Below are 21547 nucleotides of genomic sequence, written 5' to 3'. Positions count from 1 at the left end.
GGACAGCAGGGTTAACGCTCGAACACCGTCTTCCGATCAATCGAGCGGCACCACTTGGTCGAGGGCGCTTAACCGGGGCATAAGGTTAAGCTTGCGGACCGTGACCGTGACGGTGACGGCTGCCCCGATCTTGATCAAGTCACCGGGAATAAACGGGACGCAGGCCAGCGAGAAAGCCTCGGCCAGGGAGGTGCCCGCCGCGTGGGCGAACCAGGGAATTCCGGTCAGATAGAGCAGAGCGTCTGCGAAGGCCATAACAGCCGTCAAGAGCAAGATCGAGACCGGCCCGCTGCCTTTGATCCGATGGACCAGCTTGCCGACGACAAACGCCGTCACAGGAAACATCCAGACGAAGCCGCCGGTTGGCCCGACGAAGACGGAAATGCCGCCGGAGCCGTGAAGCAGCGGCAGCCCGAGCGCCGTCAGCGCGAGCACCAGGGCGATGGACAGGAAGGCGTAGCCTCCGCCGATCATCGATCCGGCCAGCAAGAGCGCCAGCGTCTGCAGCGTGACCGGCACGGGCGTGAACCCCAGAGGAACGCTCACCCAGCTCAGGACGACGAATACCGCCGCAAACAGCGCAATATAGGCGATGGCCCGGATCGGCGGCGTTGATGAATTGACATTCACGATTGCGATCCTCCTATCGGGAGTAGAGTCGCCGTGATTATAGCATATTCTTAGGACCATGTCCTAAAAAACAAACCAAACGGAGGTCCTTATGTCTGAACCGCATCCGTTCCGGCTCTGCCAAGCGAGTGTCGCCTACCGAAAGGGAGAGGGCGGCGTTCACCTTGCCATGGACGGTGTCAACTTACAGGTGAACCCCGGGGACTTCGTCGCCGTTGTCGGAGCAAACGGCAGCGGCAAGAGCACGCTCATCCGCGTGCTTGCCGGACTGCTTCCGTTATCCAAGGGAGAACGGACCGAAGGCTGGCTGACGGGACGCCGGTCTGCGGCCGTCCTGCAAAATCCCGATGCCCAGTTGCTGGGCGAAACGGCGGAGGAGGATATCCGCTTTTCGCTGGAGCTGGCCGGCGTTCCGGCCGAGAACCGAACGGCGGAGCTCGCGTCGGTGCTGGGAGAATGCGGGCTCGCCGGGCTGGAGCAGCGTCCCTTGCGCCGGCTGTCCAGCGGCCAGAAGCAGCTTGCCGCCGTCGCCGGAGCGCTCGCCGCACACGCCGGTCTGCTCTTATTCGACGAAGCGACCGCGTTCCTCGATCCCGCCGAGTCGGAACGGCTTCTGCGTCTGGCGCGCGCTCTATGCGGGCCGGAGCGCGCCGTCGTCTGGGTCACGCAGAAGCCGGAGGAAGCGGCGTGCGCAGACCGGGTTTGGGCCCTGCAGGCAGGGAAAGCCGTCTTCGACGGGCCTCCCGCCGCCTTCTTCTATCCCGAGGACGGAGACGAGTCCGTCTGCGGAAGGCTCGGACTGGCGGAGCCTTATCCCGTGCGGCTCGCCAGAGGATTGCAGGCCCGCGGGATCGTGCTAAAGCCGCCGCCGCTTACGTCCGAAGCTTTTCTGGAGCGCCTGAAGGAGCTCCGTACGGTCGGAACGGGCAGGGGGAGGCGACCCGATGCTGAGGCTTAATGCCGTCTCCATCCACCGGGACCGGCCGATTCTAGACTTGGGGGCGCATGTCCTGGAATTCACGCCGGGTACCCTGACCTTGATCCTGGGCGAATGCGGCGCCGGGAAATCGACGCTGCTTCAGGCGGCAGCCGGGTTGCTTGCCCCGGACAGCGGTACCGTTGAGGTAACTCCCGAAGACAGAGCCGGAGCATCTGCGCTTTCCGGAGGCCGCGGAATTCAACGGTTGAAGGCCGGTTACCTGAGCGCCCAGCCGGAGGAGCAGCTCTTTGCCGACTCGGTCGAGGAAGAGCTCGCTTACAGCCTCCGAGGCGGAACCGGCAAGCTGCCCGAGCGGAGTCTCCGGGACCGCCTCATCCGCGAAGCCTTGACCGATGCGGGCTTGCCGGCGGACGACGGATTTTTGGCGCGGTCGCCGTTTTCCTTAAGCGGCGGGCAAAAGCGCAGGCTCGCGCTCGCCGGAACGCTGCTGCTGCAGCCGGACTGGCTGTTTCTCGACGAGCCGTCCTCCGGCTTGGATGCCGAAGGCAAGGAAAGCCTTCGCCTCGCATTGAACCGGTTCCGCGCGTCCCGGGCGGGCGGCATTCTGATTGCGGCCCATGAAGCCGACTTCTTCCTGCCGCTGGCCGATCGGGTACTGCTGCTGCGGCAGGGGAGGCTGCTCTTCGATGGCCGTCCCGAGGAAATTTGGCAGACACCCGGTCTTCTGACGGACGCCGGATTGGCCTGGCCGGAGACGCTGCGGGTTGCCTGCGGATTGGAGCAGGCCGGATTCGTCAAGCCGGACTTGAGAGAATCGGAGGAAGAGACGGTCGACCGGCTCGCCCGCGAGCTGCTGGGCAAGGCCTGTTTCGAAGGTGAGGCGAGCTGCGGCGTTCTTCCCGACGATACTATTCCGGCCGGGAGGGAAACGGTTCGGGAATGGGCGCCATATTCGCCCGATCCTGCTGCTTCCGACTCCAATTCGCTCGAGGAAAGCGGCCGGCGGCAGCCGTTCATGAAGCGGTTCGATCCGCGGGCCCAGTGGGTGTTCGCCTTGGCCCTCAGCGTCGGGGTCTGGCTGCAGCGGGATTGGATCGGCGCCGCCGCGGGCCTGGTTCTCACGCTCGCGGCGATCCGGCTATTCGGCGTACCGTTTTCGGTGCTGTGGCGAACGAGCCGGTATTATGCCTGGCTTGCGGTGGCGACGGCACTCGTCGCGGGCTTCACCTGGAAGGCAGGCGGAGCAGCGCTGGGACCATTCGGCTTTTCGCTCAGCGAGGCGGGCGAATCGTTCCGCCGGCTGTTTGTGCTGTACCTAATCCTTTGGCTCGGGCTGCTGTTTCCGCTCAGCGTCAGCCAATTGGAGCTCAAGCGGGTGGTTCGGCAAGCGCTGCGGCCGTTTGCCAAGCGGGGATGGGCGGTGGAAGCCGTCTCCCTGGGCATGATGCTGCTCTTTCGCTACGTGACGCTCATCGGCGAGCTGTGGACCAAATACGCCCGACTGGCCGACATTCGCCGGGCCGGAGGACAGGGAAAGCGGAGGCTGCGGGATTTGCGGCCGCTGCTGATTCCGTTCTTCCTGTCCATCCTGCAGCTTGGCGAACAGACGGCCTTCGCGCTGGAGGCACGGGGGTATCAGGCAGCGGCCGCCGATCGCCGGGAGGAAGCCGGTCCTAAGCTGAGCGGAAGCGATCTGCTGCTGATGGCCACCGGCATTGGGATCTCGTGCGCTCTGATTTTTGCAAGACGCGGACTACGTATTTAACGTACTTAAGCAAATGTTAACATAATAATTATTATGTTAACACATAATTCTCGAACGGCATTCGATTTGAAATTCGAATGCCGTTCGATTATGATAGCGAAGAAAGCCCACAACCCAATCGCAATTCCGTGGGTCAATTCTTGCATTTATAAATAGAGAAGGAGTGGGAGTGGTAACGTGCGGAAAATTATCGGCTTTTCCATCAACAACAAGTTTGCGGTCACGCTGCTCACGTTGATCATCGCCTTTGCGGGGCTGTATGCCGGCGTGAACATGAAGCAGGAAACCATCCCCAACATTGAGATTCCGGTTCTCACCATGACGACCGTGTATCCGGGGGCGGCTCCCGAGGAAGTGACGGAGAAGGTAACCAAACCGCTCGAATCCCGGATCAAGAACCTCAATTCGGTCGAGACGGTCAGCTCCACCTCGCTGGAGAACGCTTCGTCGATTATCGTTCAGTACAAATACGGCAAGGACATGGACAAAGCCGAGGATGAACTGAAAAGCGCGATCAGCGGAGCGCTCACTCTTGAAGGCATTCAGGAGCCGAAGATCGGCCGGTTTAGCATCAACAGCTTCCCGGTCGTCTCGCTCAGCGTCAGCGCGGAGAAGGGAACGCTGGAAGACGCCACCAAGCTGGTCGAGGAGGATCTGCTCCCGGCTCTTCAAAGCATCGACGGTGTCGCGTCCGTCGAGGTTTCCGGCCAGCAGGCCAAGGAAGTGCAGCTCACCTTCCATGCGGATAAAATGAAGCAGCTCGGCCTGAGCGAAGATACCGTAAAGGGAATCGTTCAAGGCTCCGCCGTGAAAGCGCCGCTCGGTCTGTTCGAGTTGGACAAGACGGAGAAGACGATCGTCGTCGACGGGGCGGTCACGACCCTGGACGACTTGAAGAACCTCGCGATCCCGATCGTGCCTTCTGCCGGCGGTGCCGGAGCGGGCGCTGGTGCTGGCATGAGCGCAGGCGGCAATCAAGCCGCAGCTGCCGGGCAGGCAGCCTCCGGAGCAGGCGCGGTGGGCCAGCAGGCGCCGGCGGGAACGGATGCCGCCGGCCAGCAAGCGCCTGCCGGCGGGCAAGCCGCAGGCGCGGCGGCCCAGACCGGGGCAGCCGGTGCGCTGAGCGGCACGGCCGGAAGCGGCTCCGGTGCTGCGGCCCCGACGCCCGGCGGAGCAACGGCGCCGGCACCTGGAGCAGGCGCAGCAGTGGGCCTGCCCACCGTCAAGCTGGGCGACCTCGCCGACCTGAAGCTCGTCTCGGTCGTCAGCTCGTATTCCCGGACGAACGGCAACGAGTCGATCGGCATCACGGTCACCAAGACGACCGATGCCAATACCGTCGATGTCGTTAATGCCGTTAAGGACGAAACGAAGCGGTTCACCGACGACCACAACGACGTATCTTCGATCGTTATGGTCGACCAGGGCAAACCGATCGAGGATTCCGTCAGCACGATGCTCGACAAGGCGCTGTTCGGCGCGCTGTTCGCGATCCTGATCATCATGCTGTTCCTGCGCAATGTCCGCACGACGATCATCTCGGTCGTGTCGATTCCCCTCTCGCTCGTCATCGCCATTCTGCTGCTGAAGCAGCTTGATATTTCGCTGAACATCATGACGCTCGGTGCGATGACCGTGGCGATCGGACGCGTGGTAGACGACTCGATCGTCGTCATCGAGAACAACTTCCGCCGGATGTCGCTGAAGAACGAGCCGCTGCGGGGCAAAGCTCTCGTGATTGACGCCACCCGGGAGATGTTCCTGCCGATTCTCGCCTCGACGCTGGTGACGATCGCCGTATTCCTGCCGCTCGGCCTCGTAAGCGGGATGGTCGGCGAGCTGTTCCTGCCGTTCGCCGAGACGATGGTCTTCGCGCTGCTGGCTTCCCTCTTGGTCGCCATTACCGTCGTGCCCGCCATGACGCACTTCCTGTTCCGGCGGGGCCTGAAGGAATCCCGGAAGCATGTGGAGAAGGTCGGCGCCATCGCCCGCTTCTATCGCGGGGTATTGGAATGGTCCCTGAACCACAAGTGGATCGTCTCGGGAATCGCCGTCGTCCTGCTCGCTTCCAGCCTGCTGCTGGTCAAGCCGATCGGCATCAGCTTCCTCCCCGAGGAGGAGCAGAAGAACGTCTCGATTACCTATAGCCCCGGCCCCGGCAAGACGCTGGACGACGTAAACCAAACGGCGCTGGGGGCCGAAAAACAAATCCTCGCGAGGAAGGACCGCGGCGTCGTCAACCTGCAATATTCCGTGGGCGGCACCGGCGGCTTCAGCTTCGGCACCAATGAAAAATCGACGCTGTTCTACGTGGAGTACGATGCCAAGACGAAGAATTTCAAGGCCGAAAAGAACGCGCTGCTGAAAGAGCTTCAAACGCTTGATCCGGACGGAAGCTGGACGACGATGGATATGTCCTCGGCGCTCGGCGGCAGCAAACTGACCCTGAACGTGTTCGGGGACCGCATGGAGGATGTAGCCTCCGCAACCAAGCAGATCTCCGAGCTGGTCGGCAAGAACGCTTCGTTCGAGAAGGTCGAGGACAGTCTCGCGGAGAATTACGCGCAGTATACCCTGGTCGCCGATCAGGAGAAGCTCAGCAAGCTGGGACTTACCGCCGGACAGATCGCCATGGAACTGAGTCCGGTGCGCAGCCGTCCCGTACTGACCACCGTAACCGCCGAAGGCAAGGAATACCAGGTCTATGTGAACGCGGACAAAACCGAATTCCAGACCATCACGGACATCGAAAATCATCCGATTGCGTCCCCGCTCGGCATCTCCGTACCGCTGAAGGACGTGGTGAAGGTCGAGGAAGGCACCTCCCCGAATACGATCACGCGCCAAGACGGCAAGCTGTACGCGAACGTCACCGCCGATGTCGTCGGCAAGGATGTGGGCAAAGCCTCCAACGCCATCAAGAAGGAGATCGACGGGCTTAAGCTGCCGGACGGAGTCAGCGTCGAATTCGCGGGCGTTACCGAGCAGATCAACGAGACCTTTACCCAGCTCGGTTTGGCCATGCTCGCCGCGATCGCGATCGTCTACCTGCTCCTCGTGATCACGTTCGGCGGCGCGATTACGCCGTTTGCCATCCTGTTCTCGCTGCCCTTCACCGTCATTGGAGGTCTCGCCGCGCTGTACCTGACCGGAGAGACGATCAGCGCTTCCGTGCTGATGGGCATGCTGATGCTGATCGGCATCGTCGTCACCAATGCCATTGTGCTGATCGACCGGGTTCGCCACAAGGAGAACGAAGGACTCAACACGCGCGATGCTTTGCTGGAGGGCGGCGTCACCCGCCTGCGGCCGATCCTGATGACCGCGCTCGCCACCATCGGCGCTCTGCTGCCGCTGGCGCTGGGCTTTGAGAGCACAAGCGGCGCGCTGATCTCCAAGGGGCTTGGGGTTACCGTCATCGGCGGGCTCACCAGCTCGACGCTGCTCACCCTGCTGATCGTGCCGATGGTCTATGAAGCGCTCGCCCGCTTCCGCCGCAAGCCGTCCCGCGATAATGGACGGGAGTAGGGCGACAGAGAGGGGAAGAAGGGTATGACGGCGGATAAGAGAAGCCTCATCCTGGAAGCGGCGGAAACATGCTTTACGGAGAAAGGCTATCACGCCGCCTCCATGCAGGATATCGCCGGCCAGCTCAACATGGCCAAGGGATCGCTGTATTTTTACTTCAAGTCCAAGGAAGAAATGCTGGTGGAGATCGTCAAGAAATACATCGGCGAGTTTCTCGGCCTGCTCGAAGCCGAGGTGGATTCGGAGAACCCGGACGCCCGGGAGGTTCTGGTCCGGCAGCTCTGCAAGCGCCTGGAGTTCAGCGATTCGCATCAGAAGCTGCTGCCTCTCTTCATGAGGGAGCGCATCGAGGTGACCGATGAGCTTTTTCAGGTGATAAGCAGCCTGCAGCGCCGGGACCTGCTGTTGAACCGGCGGTTGATGCTCCGGTTGTACGGGGAAGCCGTTCGTCCGTATTCCTTCGACGCCGCCACCTTGCTGATCTCCCATTGCGAAGCTTATCTGCACGCGAGCCTGCTGCTGCCCGGGCCCAAGGACTTTCGCCTGGCGGCGGGCGAGATCGCCGATCGGCTCGATGCGGTGGTGAAAAGCATCCTGGAGAGGAAGGCTCCGCCGCTCTTGCCCGAAGACCGGATGCTGAACGCCATCGAGAACGGCATCGACTGTTTAATGCCATTAAATTCTCAAGCCATCGCACTGGTTAGCCAACTGCGAAACAGCCTGAGCGGCGGGCGGGAAGGGGATAAGAATGAGGAGCTGCTCGCGGTCCTCGATGCCCTCGAAACGGAGCTTAACTCCACGGCCCCGAAGGCTGTCGTGCTGAAAGGCCTGACCGGCTTGCTGAGGCCCGTCCGGCTGCCCGGCTGGAAGCGGCAGCTTCAAGAGCTGGAACGTCTCTTTCTGGCCTCACCCAGCGAAGAAGACAAGCAGCCTTAACCGAAAAACCGGTTCTTCTCACAGGAAGAGCCGGTTTTTTGCATCCTAGAGCGGGTTCGAATTCGACAGGAAGTCCAGAACATACTGATTGAACTCGTGCGGCTCCTCCACAAAGGGAAGGTGACCGCAACCGGGCATGACGATTTTGGAGGATCGCTCTATTTTCCGCTGCAAGGTGTCGGCTGTCGTTCGATTGGCGAAATGATCCCGATCCGAAACGATGATGAGGGTAGGGATGGCAATCTCAGGCAGCCGATTGAAGGCATTAGGGGTTACAGCGGTGGAGAGCTTGGGGGAGAAACGGCAGAAGTTACGAGGATTCCGGACGTTACGGATAACCTGGCTTCGGGCTTCTTCTCGCTCGAAGTCCGGAAAGTAGTATTGCCAGAACGGATTCCGGATAAAGGCTTCGATCGCTTTTTCGCGTCCTTTTAGACTAACATTCAGGAAATTTTTCATTCCCTGCCACATCATACTCCGGGGAAGGGGATTGCCGTTGATCGAAGGCGAAACCAGGATGAGCTTGCGAACCAGATGGGGGTAGGACAGGGCAAAATCCGCTGCGATGCCTCCGCCCGAGGAAGAACCGACGAGGATAAGGCGGTGCAGCTCCAAGGAATCGATCAGAGCTTTTAGATCCTCCACAGGAGAGAAGGAAGACAGCGGCGTGCTGGAAAGACCGTATCCCCGCAAGTCGTAACGGATGAGTTTATAGCAGGAGGATAAAGAGTGGACCTGTTCATTCCAGATTTGTTGGTCGTTGAAATTGCCGTGAATCATCAGAAGGGGATCGCCTTCTCCGGTAACCGTATAAAATAGTTGTCCGTCGCTTACGTCTAAATAGTCCTGAATCATCCGACTTATTCCCCTTTGTTCCAGCCGTGATTGAGCTTATCCAATTATTTCATCCGATGGGGGAACCGTCAAATTCTGCTACCTTAATCATTTCGAAGAAAGCGCGAACGAGCAAAAAGGTCAAAGAAGGTCAAATCGCTTGATCGAGTCGGATCGACCGCCAGAATCGCAGGAAATTCCCGCTCATCGGCTTTTAGAACCGCAAATGGATTTTGCCGCTTTGACGTTCTCTGACTATAATGAAGCTGTAAGGTCAAACAAGGTCAAAGAAAGGAGAAATGGATGATGTTTGAGATGGTTCCCTTCAAAAAGCGGAAAGAGGATGCGTTTAGCCAGTTGGCCCGTTCGTTTAACGATATCTTCGATGACGAGTGGCTGACGCCGTTTCGAACCCTGACGACTTCCTTCAAGGCCGATATCCGCGAGACGGATCAGGCTTACCTGGTGGAAGCCGAGCTTCCCGGATTCAAGAAGGAAGAGATCGAAATCGACTATGCCCATCCTTATCTGACCATAAAAGCGGTGCACAACGAAGAAGCCAACGAGGAAAACGACGGACATCAGGTCATCCGGCGCGAGCGCCGCTACGGCGAATATGTACGGAGATTCTATGTCCAGGATATAGAGGAAGAAGGCATCCGTGCGGCTCTGAAGGACGGTATCCTGTCTCTGGAGATTCCGAAAAGCAAGCGGGCGGACCGCAAGCGGATTGAAATCCGCGACGGCAAGTAATCGCGAGCTTCATTCCGTACGATCGAAAGCCCCGGCTGGGAGATACCCAGCCGGGGCTTTTTTACGTGGAAATAAGATTATTTGAATACCTTCAAGCGGCCTTCGAGCGGCTGAAATGCTTTTTCGCCCGGGGCTGCCGTCGGTTGGCCGAAGGGGAGCTGCGCAATCAGCTTCCAGCTGCCCGGAAGGCTCCAGGTCGCCTTGACTTCCTCGTCGATCAGCGGGTTGTAGTGCTGGAGGGAACCGCCGAGCCCTTCGGCGGACAAGGCCGTCCAGACCACGAACTGCAGCATGCCGGAGGAGTGGCCGGACCAGACGGGGAAATTGTCTTTGTACAGGGCAAACTGCTGCTGAAGCCCCTCGATTACCTGCTGGTCTTCGAAGAACAAGACCGTGCCGAAGCCGTTCTTGAAGCCGTTCAGCTTCTCATCGGTGGAAGCGAAATTCTCGGCTGGTACGATCTTGCGCAGCGTTTCCTTGGTGATGTCCCAAAGCTTGTCGTGCTGTGCCCCGAACAGAACCACGACTCTCGCGCTTTGCGAATTGAAAGCGGAAGGCGTGTGCAGGACAGCTTCTTCCACAATCTGCTCGATGCGTTCTTCCGAGAGGGCAACATCCTTGCTGATGGCGTAGATCGACCGGCGATTCTTCAGCGCTGCCGAGAAATCGGCCGCTTTTTGCGAATTCGAATTAACTGTCATTTCGTTATGTACCTCCATTTAGTAAGTAGCTTTGTTTTTATGATACAGCTGTTTGCGCTCCGTTGCAAATCGTTTTTACGTTTTTTTTCTCCTATTCGAACCCGCCTTTCGGGCTATAATGGAAAAATGCGGGCCGCTATCAGGGTTCCCTTTCCCGGAGAATCCATTCCGCCCGATCTTGAATACCTCAAATCGCAGAAAACCAGGGGGATGTCCCATGATTGAAGCCGTGATTGGACAAGACCGATTTTCCTTTGAAACCAACCCCGAGCTGTTCTCGCCGCGCAGCGTCGATGCCGGAACTCTCGCCATGCTGGCCCTCACCGAATTCGCACCGGAGGACCGGGTGCTTGATCTGGGCTGCGGCTACGGCGTCGTCGGCATTTGCGCCGCCAAACGCATCGGAGCCGACCGGGTGGTGATGGCGGATGTAAACCCGCTCGCGGTGGAGCTGGCCGTCCGCAACGCGGAACGCAACGGCGTTCCCGGCATCCAAACCTACGTCAGCGACGGTCTCGCGCAAGTGCCGGAATTCGGCTTCACCCTGATCCTGTCCAATCCTCCGTACCATACCGATTTCAGCGTGGCCAAAGGGTTCATTGAGAAGGGCTTCAACAAGCTGCGTCTCGGGGGACGCCTGGTCATGGTTACGAAGCGGAAGGATTGGTACAAGAACAAGCTGATCTCCACATTCGGAGGAGTGAGGATCGCCGAGGCGGACGGCTACTGCATCTTCACCGCGGTCAAAACGAGCGGATCGTTTGCCCGGAAATGAAGGTGGGCTTTTGCCGGGCTACGGGGCGAGAGGTATAATAGCAAAGAGTTCGCTACGGTTATCCCCGTTGAAAGGAGGAATCGCGCCAGCCCACTCCCATTTCGGAAAGGAGCCTGACAAAGTGGAAAGCGGCACAACGGAGGGCAGGGCTCTGCTGAAACGTCATGTTCGGAGCAAGCTGCCCCTGTACGGATTTGCTTTTGTGCTTCTGGCTTGCGCCAATGTGGTCTATTCCTATTATCCCAAGGTGCTCGGCAATTTCACCGCCTCGTTGGAGCAGGACGGCTTAACCTCAGCCGCTATTGCCCGCTACGGTCTGTACTTGGCCTTCATTGCAATCGGCTACGGCGGCTTGTTCGGCGTCGGCCAATTCCTGAACCATTGGTCCGGCCGCTGGTTCGAATTCAAGGCCCGCGAAAAGCTGTTTGCCCACTTCTCCACGCTGAGCGACGCCTATTACGCCAAGAACGGAGTCGGCAAGCTGCTCAGCTTCGTCATGAACGACGTGACCACCGTCCGCGAATCCATCGCAAACGGCCTCAACCAGTTGACGAACGCCATCGTGCTGCTCGCTTCGGTGCTGTTCATGATGGCGGCGAGCGGAATCCCGTTCTATCTGATCGCCGTCTGTGCGCTGCCGCTTCTGTCCATCCCGTTTCTCGTGACGTATTTCGGCCCGCGCATCCGCGAGCGCTCCCGGGAGGTTCAGGAATCGCTCGCCTCGATGAGCGAAGCGGCGGAGGAGCAATTCGGCGGCGTTCGGGTCACCAAGAGCTTCGCCGTCGAGCCCATCGCCTGGAAGCGGTTTGACGCCAAGGTGGACGCGATCCGCGACAAGCAGCTTCGGCTGGTCAAGCTGTCCTCGCTGTTTCAGTCGCTGATCCCTTTCGCGGGCGGGATTTCCCTGATGCTCGCCATCGCCTACGGCGGGTACCTGACCGCCCGCGGGACGATCTCGCTCGGACTCTTCGTCGAGCTGACCCTGTATATGAAGATGATCGTCACTCCGCTCCAGCAGATCGGCAATGTGTTCAACATCATGCAGCGCTCCAGGGCTTCCCTGGACCGGATCGACCAGCTTCTCGCGACGAAGCCGGATATCCGGGATGAGGAACATGCGGTCGACCTTCCGCTCACGGAGTCGCACCTGGAGCTCAAGGGATTGACCTATGCGTATCCGGGGGCGTCCCGTCCGTCGCTCGAGGCCATCGACCTCGACCTGAAGCCGGGGCAGACGCTCGGCATCGTCGGCAAGACCGGCAGCGGCAAGTCTACGCTCGTTAAGCTGCTGCTGCGCGTCTACGATCCACCGAAGGGCACCGTCTTCGTCGGCGGCCGGGACATTCGCGAGATCAAGCTGTCGAGCCTGCGCCGGCGGATCGCCTATGTTCCGCAGGACGGGTTCCTGTTCAGCACGACCATCCGCGACAACATCTCGTTCTACGACCGCGCTTCCTCGCCGGAACGCGTGGAACAGGCCGCCCGGCTCGCCGAAATCTACGAGAATATCGCCGGCTTCCCCCAGGGCTTCGAGACGCGCCTGGGCGAGCGGGGGATGACGCTCTCCGGCGGGCAGCGCCAGCGCGCCAGCATCGCCCGGGGACTGCTCAAGGATGCCCCGATTTTGCTGCTCGACGACAGCGTAAGCGCCGTGGATGCGATCACGGAGACGAACATCCTCGCCAACCTGCGGCGAGTGCGCGCAGGCAAGACGACGATCATCGTCGCCCACCGGATCAGCGCCGTCAAGAACGCCGACTGCATTGTCGTGCTCGACAAAGGCCGAATCCTCGAGCGGGGCTCGCACGAAGAGCTGCTGGCCCGCGGCGGGCTCTACGCTTCCCTCCAGAAGCTCCAGGAAGGAGGGGAATCGGATGCCGGATAAACCGGAACGCGACAGCAAAGAGCGGCCGATCAGCCGCCGGGAGGGCTTCCGTGCGCTCCTCGCCTACGCCGCCCCCTATAAAAAAGTCTTTGCCCTCGTGGCCGTCTGCTCGCTGCTCGCCTTGTCGGCGGACTTGATGCAGCCGTATCTCATCAAGACCGTCATCGATGAGAAGCTCCTGACCGGAAGCCATGGCATCGGCCGGATTCTCGGCATCGGCGGGCTGTACCTGCTGCTCGCGGTGACGGCGCTGGTCTTCACGTACCTGCAGCTCAACCTGCTGCAGCGGGCGGGGCAGGGCATCGTCGCCAAGCTGCGCAGCGACCTGTTCCGCCACATTACCCGCCAGTCGATGGCTTTCTTCGACCGCCATCCGAGCGGATCGCTCGTCACCAACGAATCGAGCGACACCGAGACGATCAACCAATTCTTCACCGGCGTCCTGCAAAGCATCGTCAAAGACGGCATGTCGCTGTTCCTGACCGTCGGCTTCATGTTCGCGCTGGATGCCCGGCTTGCGCTGTACTGCCTGCTGCTGTTCCCGATCATCCTGCTCATCACCGTCCTGTTCCGGCGCACGCTGCGCAACTCGTACAAGGTCTCCCGGTCGCGGCTCTCCCGCCTGATCGCCTTCCTGGCCGAGAACCTGGCCGGCATGAGCCTGATTCAGGCCTTTCACCAGGAGCGCGAGCAGACCGAGCGGTTCCGCCAGCAGAACCACCATTACCGGCAGGCAACCTTGAAGGAGGTTCGCTCGACGGTGCTATTCAACCGCTCCTTCGATATCCTCGGCAACCTGACGGTCGCGTTCGTCGTATGGACCGGCGGAGAGGCCGTCCTGCACGGGCGGCTCGAATTCGGCGTGCTGTATGCTTTCATCTCGTATGTCCGCCAATTCTTCCAGCCGATCAACAGCATTACGCAGCAGTGGAACACGCTGCAATCGACCTTCGTCTCCGTGGAACGGCTGTGGGCGATCTTCTCCCGCCAGCCGGAGGTGCAAGACCCTCCGGCAGAGGAGTCGGCTCTGCTGAAGAAATCTTCGCTTCAAGGCCGAATCGATTTCGATCATATCCGGTTCGCCTATCAGGAAGGCCCAGAGGTGCTGCATGGACTCGACCTCCACATCCGGCCGGGCGAGTTCATCGGCATCGTCGGCGAGACGGGGGCGGGCAAGAGCTCGCTCGTCGGGCTGCTTACCCGCTTCTACGACGTAACCTCAGGCAGCGTCCGGCTGGACGGCGTCGACATCCGGCGGCTGCCGCAGGCGGAGCTGCACCGGATGGTGGGGCTCGTCCAGCAGGAGCCGTTCCTGTTCTCGGGCTCGATCATCGACAATGTCCGGCTGTTCCGCGAGGATATCTCCCGCGAAGAAGCGGAGGCGGCCTGCCGCCTGGTAGGGGCGGACGAGTGGATCGGCCGGCTGGCGAACGGCTACGATACCCTGTTGTCCGAACGGGGAAGCGGGCTGTCGACCGGCGAGCGGCAGCTCATCAGCTTCGCCCGGATCGTTGTCTTCCAGCCGCGCGTCCTCATTCTCGACGAGGCGACGGCGAATTTGGACTCGTACACCGAGCAGATGATTCAGAATGCCCTCGGGGTGGTAGCGGAGGGAAGAACGACCCTCGTTATCGCCCACCGGCTGTCCACCATCCAGAAGGCGGACCGCATCGTCGTGATGAGAGACGGCCGAATCGCCGAGATCGGCCGCCATGAAGAGCTGCTGGCGCAGGACGGCTATTATGCCGGTCTGCACCGGCATTCCAAGCGAGGCAAGTCCCGCATCGACCAAGACAGCTACGAACCGGGAAGGAGAACGACAGGATGAAGATCGAACGAATCTTGTATACCGGCAGGACGACCGCCGAACTGGAGGCTGCGCTAAGCGGGCTAGGCAAGGAGCTGAGGACCCGGAGGGTGTCCGAAGTGACGCCGGAGGATATGGACTGGGCGGACACCTACGTCGGGAACCGGCTTCCCGAAACGGGCGGGTTCGGAAACGTGCGCTGGGTGCATGCCTTGAGCGCCGGCGTGGATTTCTTCGTCAAAGGGCGCGAGTGGCCCGATTCCGTTCTGCTCACCCGCACCATCTGCAGCTTCGGGCGGATGATCAGCGAATACTGCCTCGGGTATCTGCTGCGCCATTACCAGAAGCATGCCGCCTTCGAGCGGCTCCAGCAGCAAGCGAAGTGGGGCGGACGCGAGGAGCTGCCGGAGACGATCCGGGGCAAGCGCGCCGTCGTCTTCGGCACCGGCGTGATCGGAACGGAGCTCGCCGAGCTTTTGGCCGGTCTCGGTATGCGGGTGGACGGCGTCTCCCGGTCGGGACAAGCCAAATCCCCCTTTCAGCAAGTGGCTAAACAGGGGGACTGCGCGCCGCTTCTTGAGCAGGCGGATTGGATCATCAGCACCCTGCCGCTGACGGGGGAAACGGAACGCTACTTCAACCGGGAAGTATTCGACCGCTTGAACGGGGCCGGCTTTATTAACGTCGGGCGGGGCAAGACCGTCGAGGAAGCCGACCTGCTGAATGCGTTCGACCGGGGCCGGCTGCACACCGCGGTGCTCGATGTCGTCTCCGCCGAACCCCTGCCGGCGGATTCGCCCTTATGGCGTCATCCCGGCGTCACGATTACGCCGCACATCTCGGCCGTAACGCCTCCGAACGAAGGCGCGGACTGCTTTCTGGATACGCTGCGGCTGCGGGAAGAGGGAAAGGAGCTGCCGAATATCGTCGATATCTCGCGGGGATATTGAGGTTCAGCGGTTCCATCATCCAGAGGAGGCTCCCATGTCCAAAACCATCGTCGAGAAGCTGAACCTGCACAAATTCAAGAAAACTGCAATCTTGAACCGGCCGGAAGGGGACACCGGCCTCGCCGGGCTCTCTTCCTACGACACTGCGCTTACCGGCTCCGGCTATGAGCTTATCTTCGCTTTCGTGCTGGAGATGAAGGCGATGCAGCAACTGGTCGAGACCGTAATCGACCAAGGCTGCTTGACTCCGAGCGGTTACCTGTACATGGCTTATCCCAAAAAGGGCAACCCGGTTTATCCGACCTTCATTCACCGTGACGAGCTCTTTGCCGGTCTCGGTGCCGATGAAGACGGGTATATCGGGACGAGCGATTTGAAATTCGCTCGGATGGTCGGGTACGAAGAGGTCTTCACGGTCGTCGGCTTAAAGAACGAGCCGCGCAAGTCGGCTTCGGCCGCCAAGCCCAGTCAGCGCGTGGACGATTACCTGGATCGAATCCCCGAGGTGGAAAAGGACCTGGAGCCGTTTCCCGAAGCGCTGGCTTTCTACCGCACGCTGACTCCCGGCTACCGTAAGGGCTGGGCACGGTACGTGTACAGCGTCGTCCAAGAAGACACGCGTGCGAAGCGACGCATGGAAATGGCCGAGGCGCTTGGCTTGGGCTGTAAGGCCATCGAGCCGTTCCGCAATCGATAAACCGACGAAACTCCGGCGCCGCTCTTGCGGCGCTTTTTATTTGGGCCTACGTTGATCAATCATAAATAAATAGGCATTTACTTTGACGCAGGGTCAAGTGATACACTCGGGATATCGAAGAATACAGGAGAGTGACGCGGTTGGAACTCATGAAGATCACGGCCGTATCCGAGCAGTTGGGTCTTACCCCCCCGCAGCCTGCGGTATTACGAGCAGGTTGGCTTAATCCGCAGCGTGCGTCCCGCATTCGAAAAGTACCGCTATTACGACGAGGCAACACGGGAACGGCTCAAGCAGATTCTGGTGCTGCGAAAAATGCAAATTCCCATCAAGGACATCATCCGCATCTACGAGAGCGAGGACATGAGTCTCGTCGTCGAAGCCTTCGTTGAGCGGATTCGCACTATCGAAGAAGAAGTTAATGCCCTTAATGAACTCAAGACAGCGGTTAACCAGTTCTTGCAAACCATGCTGGAGCACGGCATTCGAAAAATATCCGCGCTCCCCCTTTTGTACGAGGAGATGAACAAACACCTCCATCTGGACGAGGCGAAACCGATGGGGTGGAGCTACCAGCAGCTCGCAGAGTTGGCCGACCGGACGGCCAAGCCCGCCGATATTCGGCTGGTTGTGCTGCCTGCCATACTTGCGGTATCCTCCTACCGCAAAGGTACAGATCGGCGATCCGATCCGGATGCGCTTTGGCGATGGATTCAAGAAGTCGGGCTGCCCTTGGGCAGTCCGGGCGACCATGGGGTCTTCGAATTTCAGAGTCCCCGCCATCCCGGAGAGACGGTCCTGATCGTGAAGCTTCCGGAGGACGCGAACGATACGGGAGATTTCGAGGAGTACCGGCTGGAATCCGGACTGTTCGCCGCAGTCGGTGTCTATGCCGACGAAGACATTCGCGCCCGGTTTAACCAACTCGTCCAGGCCTTCGATACCAATCCCTATTACGAGATCGATTACCTTCATGGCGGAAGGCTTCGCCACGAGACTCTGATCGAAACCGTCCTTTCCCCGGACGAGCAGCGTGAACGGCTGGAGCTGTTGGTTCCGGTAAAAAAACGAATTAAGGACTCGTCGATCTTTCCCCGTTCCGAGCGGCTTGAAGCGGTCTCGGCGGCGGAATTGGAGCGATCCAATCCCATCCTCTTCAGCCGGGAGATCGATCTTCGGGAGATCACCCCGATTCTGGACCCGGTTTACCGGATTAACGAACGGGGAGAGGCGGAGTTTCAAACCTGGATCGACAAGCGGGTGCTTTCCACGAATGACGAGGTACCCATTCCGTTCCGCGTGGATGTCACCTTCAAGACCGCCGAGGCGAGCTTGCGCCTCTACCACGGGAAAGCGGCCGTCATGGTCAATCTGGGAAACATCTTCGATCTGGGAGATACCCAGGACAGCCTGCTCGTTCGCGATCCGGTGTTCGGGACGGAAAGAATCGACCTTCATCAAGGGAAAATCCAGCCGAACGAGTATAACCGGCTGACCTGGATCGTAGGAGAAACGCATTTTGCCGTCCTGGTCAACGGTGAAGTTCGCCATTGCGGCATTCAATACCCCTATATGAAGCTGGACCTTGGCCAATTGCCCGCTCACCCGATTATTATCGGCTCCAACTCGGCCGAGGTCGTGACCTTGCGGTCGATCCGCGTTTCCCGAATCCTGGTGACGAAGAAGCCAAAGGTAAAGGGAGGCGAACTCACCTTAACCCAAAAGCCGAGCAACAACGTCCTGCCGAATCTGCATCCGCTCGTCACCTACCACTATGGGCAGAACTATCTTTTCAACGGCTGCATGGCGTATCTGATGGAGTGCCTGGGCGAGAACAAAGACCAGCTGAATTACGATTTCTTCGCCGGAATCAGCGGCGACCATTTCACGCAGGTCTACGGCCGCTATTATCCGATGCACTGCAACTGCGTCTCCGTGGTCGTTCCCAAACGGCCGTTCTTCGATAAGATCTTTGGCCTCTGCGGCTACGCATATACCTATGTCACGAGCGGAGAAATCCGGCGTAACCGCGAACGGTATCTTCGCTTGGTGATGGCCGAGATCGACTGGGGAGTGCCTGTGCTATCGAAGCAGGCCTTCGATCACGGGTTCGACGACGGAAATTATCGGATCATCTGCGGCTACGAGGACAATGGACGTACCCTGCTCTATTTGGAAGAGGATCATACCGAGCCGGTGAAGTGGAACGCCGAGGATGGCGGTGACGAGGATTGGATATGGGCGGGTCCCAAGCAGCGGGCTATCTGCCTCGAGGAGGTTTACCGCAAATCGATCGAAGCCATCCCGGAGCTGCTGACTATGCCGGAGGTGAACCGCTGCACCTTCGGGCCGCAAGCCTTCCGCGACTGGGCGGCGGATATCGAGCGAGGCCGGTATGACGGATTGACATCCGAGGAATTCAACGCTTGGCGGGACTATACGATCTACGTCTGCAACCTTGCCACCAACAGCGGGGGCTGCCAAGGCTTTTTGGAAAAAGCCCAGACATTACTCCCAGATCTGACCTTTCTATCGGGGGTTCGAGATTGCTATAGCCGGACAGGAGAGCTGTGGAACGAGTTGGAGACCCTCGGCGGCGGCTTCAATATTGTGCTGGAGGTCCTTCAGGACCCCGTCCGGCGGAAGAAGATCGCGGAGAAGCTCAGGGAGTTCGCCGTCTGCATGGAGGACGTTCTGAAACGATTCGGCCGTGAGGTTCCATCGGCGTAAAAAAGCTCCCCTTATCGCAGCAGGGTTTGTTTCTTTCGCCTGGCTGCTTTAAAGGGAGCCTCTTTTCTTTGGTCGGTTGTTGGTTGCGTTCGGGGAGAGGGCAGGGTTAAAGCTCGTCCTGAATTTCTTCGCGGAAGCCTTCGACGCTCTTTTCCCGGCGTTCGTTCTTCTTCTCGATCTACCTGCGTTCTTCTTCGCTGATCTCGGAGGAGAACTCGTTCAGATAATCCTTCGCCTCATGCAGGTTTTCGAGCGTATTCTGAATGTTGTCCTGAAGATGCTCGACGTTGTCGGCCCGATTGTCCGGTTTGGCCATTCGCTTGTCGCCTCCTGGGGAGTGATGCGCTTCATTGCGCTATCCCGTAGCTTGATCGGCATCGGCGGGTTTTATGCAGAGGGTGTTCCCGATCCCCCTAAGATTTTGATTACATCCGCTGAGGGGCGGGAATGCCCAAAACCGATAAAGCGTCCGCCATGGTTGCTTGAAAACGCACCGTCAGCCAAAGGCGGAAGCTTTGAACGCTGTCCGGCGCTTTCAGAATTGGGCAAGTAGAGTAAAAGGCGTTGAAGCAAACGGCAAGTTGATGGGCATAGGTGCAGATAGAACTGGGTGCCAACTCGGCGATTGCCAGTTGAAGCGTATCTTCCCATAATGACAACTGTCTTAGCAGGGCTAATTCGGTTTTATCGAGCGGGAAAGATATGCTTTGGGTAAAACAAGGGTTTGCCGCCTTGCTCAGAAGGCTGGCTGCCCTGGCGTGGGAATACATAAGGTAAACACCCGAGTTTCCCGTTGTCGTTGTTGCTTGCCCGATATCGAAAACGACCTCGGTCGGTAGAGTAAATCGGAGCAGATAATAACGGATTGCAGCTGCTGCGATCGTACGACTTGTCAAACCACTCTTATCGGAACGTTTCTTCTCGATAACGGCTTCCATTCGGTCAAGCAAATCGGAAACTTTAATCCCGATACCTTGCCTGCCGGACATCGCGTAGGAGGATTTACCTGACGATATATCAATACCTAATTCCTTTGCTGCAGTGGGGCTTAGCGAAACAACTCCGTATCCGACATGTTTCAACTTTTCAGCTTGAGACGAGAATCCGAGCCGTTCAAATGCCTGTTTAACCATGGCTTGGGGATACTGCTGACGAGAGTCTATGACATTGACCACCAGAGTCGCATTACCGTAACTCGCCTTACTTCCGGACCGATACGTCGAATGGATGCCGTCCTCGAAACTCCGATACCGAAAATCTTGTTCGAGCAAGCCGAACTTCCAAAGGTGATAGGCGATGTCTTTTGCGGTATACGTGAGGACCCCATTGGAACGAATCAATACTTTGTCTGCAATATGCTCAGATTCAGATAATTCTACATCTGACTGGCCCTGTCTCAGTATCCAGCAGCCCATTAGAGGACCATGCGTTTCCTGGAAAAAGCTTCCGGTTTTCATCAACAAACGAAAAGTCTCCTCCCAAAATCCCACATGGACAATATCGCTTTCCCAAATCAACAAATCGTAATCAATATCAAACGATTTCATTTCTTGGAGATGCTCTCGAACCATTCGCTCTGCCGCAATCCGACCGATCCAGGCGATGTTACCGGTTCCCTTTTCCAACGAATGCAGCACGGTGTCTCTCTCGCTCATCCATTCGGGAGATTCTTCAAATTGCCGATTCAATCGGGCATACAACTCCCAGCAATAGTCTCCAAAGCGTTCCGTTTCAAGCTCGAGGGGAAGATGAAGCAAGCCGACTACCGTGTCAGCAAGTTGATTCCCCAGATCATCGATATAATTGTGAACCTCCACAAGATAACCGGCTCTTCTAAAAAGGCGAGCCAACGTGTCTCCAATGCAAGCGTTTCTCAAATGGCCGATATGTGCAGATTTGTTCGGGTTGATTGAAGTGTGTTCCAAGATGACTTTCTCCCCTGAGTTTTGCGGCAACTCGAATGTCTGTTGGGCCCACTGATCCCAGTTAACAAAAAAGTTGATAAAGCCGGGCGAGACGATCTCAATTCTTGAAAGAAGGCCTTTTGCACTTCCTTGTAACTCTATCCCGATTTGAAGACGTTCCGCGATATTCAGAGGAGACCTGCATAAGCGTTTAGAGAGTTGCAAAGGAATACCGGACGCATAGTCCCCATGCTCATGAAGAGCGGGCTGCTCGATCCGAATGTCAAGACCATCCGGATAGTCTTTACCATCCTCTTCGAAAACCTTCCGTACCGCTTCTCTCAATTCTTTGGCTAGAATCTGACTTAAGGTTGACATTCATTGACCACCTCCTGGGATAGAAAAAGCCTCCGTCTCAAAAAGAGACGAAAGCTTTTGCATTCGCGGTACCACTCTTGTTGTTATACAAACGTATAACCACTCTTAAAGGATAACGGTTTACACCGCGGCTTCTTACTAGACGTTCAGAAGCCGTTCTCTCGGGTGCGCTTCGCTGGGAATTCCGTACCGGCTCTCACTCTCCCGGCTCGCTGGGCTTTCTATCCCACAGCTACTCTCCCTGTCATGGAATGTTAAATATTTCTTTTTTTTCAGTATATCTATTTCTTATAATATTTCAAGGTCTTCTTTTCAGCGATTTCTAATCCGCTTG

General features: G+C 58.5%; 14 protein-coding genes, 2 pseudogenes and 1 other annotated feature. Of the genes and pseudogenes, 11 read left to right on the top strand and 5 right to left on the bottom strand.

The features are described 5' to 3' along the window. Positions 1-36 precede the first annotated feature (36 nt). Positions 37-630: a biotin transporter BioY gene (locus ACSEXS_RS08670; RefSeq protein WP_438432761.1), complete on the bottom strand. Its 594-nt coding sequence runs from the start codon at positions 628-630 to the stop codon at positions 37-39. A gap of 91 nt (positions 631-721) precedes the next feature. Here ACSEXS_RS08670 and ACSEXS_RS08665 point away from each other — a divergent pair, with 91 nt between their 5' ends. From ACSEXS_RS08665 to ACSEXS_RS08650, 4 genes are all read left to right on the top strand, one after another. Further along, entirely contained in the window at positions 722-1588 is an 867-nt protein-coding gene (locus ACSEXS_RS08665) for an energy-coupling factor ABC transporter ATP-binding protein (protein ID WP_438432760.1), read from the top strand. Further along, positions 1575-3335 (top strand): ATP-binding cassette domain-containing protein, encoded by a 1761-nt coding sequence (locus tag ACSEXS_RS08660; protein WP_438432759.1) that lies wholly within the window; start codon positions 1575-1577, stop codon positions 3333-3335. Before ACSEXS_RS08665 ends, ACSEXS_RS08660 begins: the two co-directional genes overlap by 14 nt. Before the next feature lie 177 nt (positions 3336-3512). Then, positions 3513-6863 (top strand): efflux RND transporter permease subunit, encoded by a 3351-nt coding sequence (locus ACSEXS_RS08655; RefSeq protein ID WP_438432758.1) that lies wholly within the window; start codon positions 3513-3515, stop codon positions 6861-6863. 24 nt (positions 6864-6887) lie between these two features. Then, on the top strand, positions 6888-7799 hold the full coding sequence (locus ACSEXS_RS08650) for a TetR/AcrR family transcriptional regulator (RefSeq protein ID WP_438432757.1): 912 nt from the start codon (positions 6888-6890) through the stop codon (positions 7797-7799). A 45-nt stretch (positions 7800-7844) separates the two neighbouring features. Here ACSEXS_RS08650 and ACSEXS_RS08645 read toward each other — a convergent pair whose 3' ends face one another. Then, the gene (locus tag ACSEXS_RS08645) at positions 7845-8654 is read right to left on the bottom strand and encodes an alpha/beta fold hydrolase (RefSeq protein ID WP_438432756.1); all 810 of its coding nucleotides are present in this window, start codon (positions 8652-8654) and stop codon (positions 7845-7847) included. A gap of 285 nt (positions 8655-8939) precedes the next feature. Between ACSEXS_RS08645 and ACSEXS_RS08640 the strand changes: the two genes are divergently transcribed. Beyond that, positions 8940-9386 (top strand): Hsp20/alpha crystallin family protein, encoded by a 447-nt coding sequence (locus tag ACSEXS_RS08640; protein WP_438432755.1) that lies wholly within the window; start codon positions 8940-8942, stop codon positions 9384-9386. 77 nt (positions 9387-9463) lie between these two features. Here ACSEXS_RS08640 and ACSEXS_RS08635 read toward each other — a convergent pair whose 3' ends face one another. Further along, a complete protein-coding gene (locus ACSEXS_RS08635; protein WP_438432754.1) occupies positions 9464-10087 on the bottom strand; it encodes a nitroreductase family protein in 624 nt (207 codons plus the stop codon). A gap of 217 nt (positions 10088-10304) precedes the next feature. On the opposite strand from ACSEXS_RS08635, the gene ACSEXS_RS08630 reads away from it, so the two are divergent. The 6 genes and pseudogenes from ACSEXS_RS08630 to ACSEXS_RS08605 all read left to right on the top strand — a co-directional run. After that, positions 10305-10862: a class I SAM-dependent methyltransferase gene (locus ACSEXS_RS08630; RefSeq protein WP_438432753.1), complete on the top strand. Its 558-nt coding sequence runs from the start codon at positions 10305-10307 to the stop codon at positions 10860-10862. 121 nt (positions 10863-10983) lie between these two features. Next, positions 10984-12747, top strand: coding sequence for an ABC transporter ATP-binding protein (locus ACSEXS_RS08625; protein WP_438432752.1), 1764 nt, complete (start codon positions 10984-10986; stop codon positions 12745-12747). Next, positions 12737-14575 carry an ABC transporter ATP-binding protein gene (locus ACSEXS_RS08620; RefSeq protein WP_438432751.1) on the top strand — a complete coding sequence of 613 codons (1839 nt, stop codon included), beginning with the start codon at positions 12737-12739 and terminating at the stop codon, positions 14573-14575. Before ACSEXS_RS08625 ends, ACSEXS_RS08620 begins: the two co-directional genes overlap by 11 nt. Beyond that, entirely contained in the window at positions 14572-15504 is a 933-nt protein-coding gene (locus ACSEXS_RS08615) for a D-2-hydroxyacid dehydrogenase (protein ID WP_438432750.1), read from the top strand. The genes ACSEXS_RS08620 and ACSEXS_RS08615 overlap by 4 nt, the downstream gene beginning before the upstream one ends. A gap of 34 nt (positions 15505-15538) precedes the next feature. Then, positions 15539-16201 carry a YdeI/OmpD-associated family protein gene (locus tag ACSEXS_RS08610; RefSeq protein WP_438432749.1) on the top strand — a complete coding sequence of 221 codons (663 nt, stop codon included), beginning with the start codon at positions 15539-15541 and terminating at the stop codon, positions 16199-16201. Positions 16202-16396: 195 nt separating this feature from the next. Next, positions 16397-18931, top strand: a pseudogene (locus tag ACSEXS_RS08605) (MerR family transcriptional regulator); the annotation flags it as partial. Positions 18932-19037: 106 nt separating this feature from the next. Here ACSEXS_RS08605 and tlp read toward each other — a convergent pair. Continuing rightward, positions 19038-19247: pseudogene (gene tlp / locus ACSEXS_RS08600) on the bottom strand (small acid-soluble spore protein Tlp). Positions 19248-19356: 109 nt separating this feature from the next. Further along, a complete protein-coding gene (locus tag ACSEXS_RS08595; RefSeq protein ID WP_438432748.1) occupies positions 19357-21213 on the bottom strand; it encodes an arginine--tRNA ligase in 1857 nt (618 codons plus the stop codon). 40 nt (positions 21214-21253) lie between these two features. Next, positions 21254-21470, bottom strand: a binding site (T-box leader). Positions 21471-21547: the final 77 nt, after the last annotated feature.

This window comes from Gorillibacterium terrae, assembly GCF_051594785.1.
Taxonomy (GTDB): Bacteria; Bacillota; Bacilli; order Paenibacillales; family NBRC-103111; genus Gorillibacterium.
The sequence above is the reverse complement of the archived record's forward strand: the minus strand, read 5'-3'. Positions and strand labels throughout refer to the sequence as shown.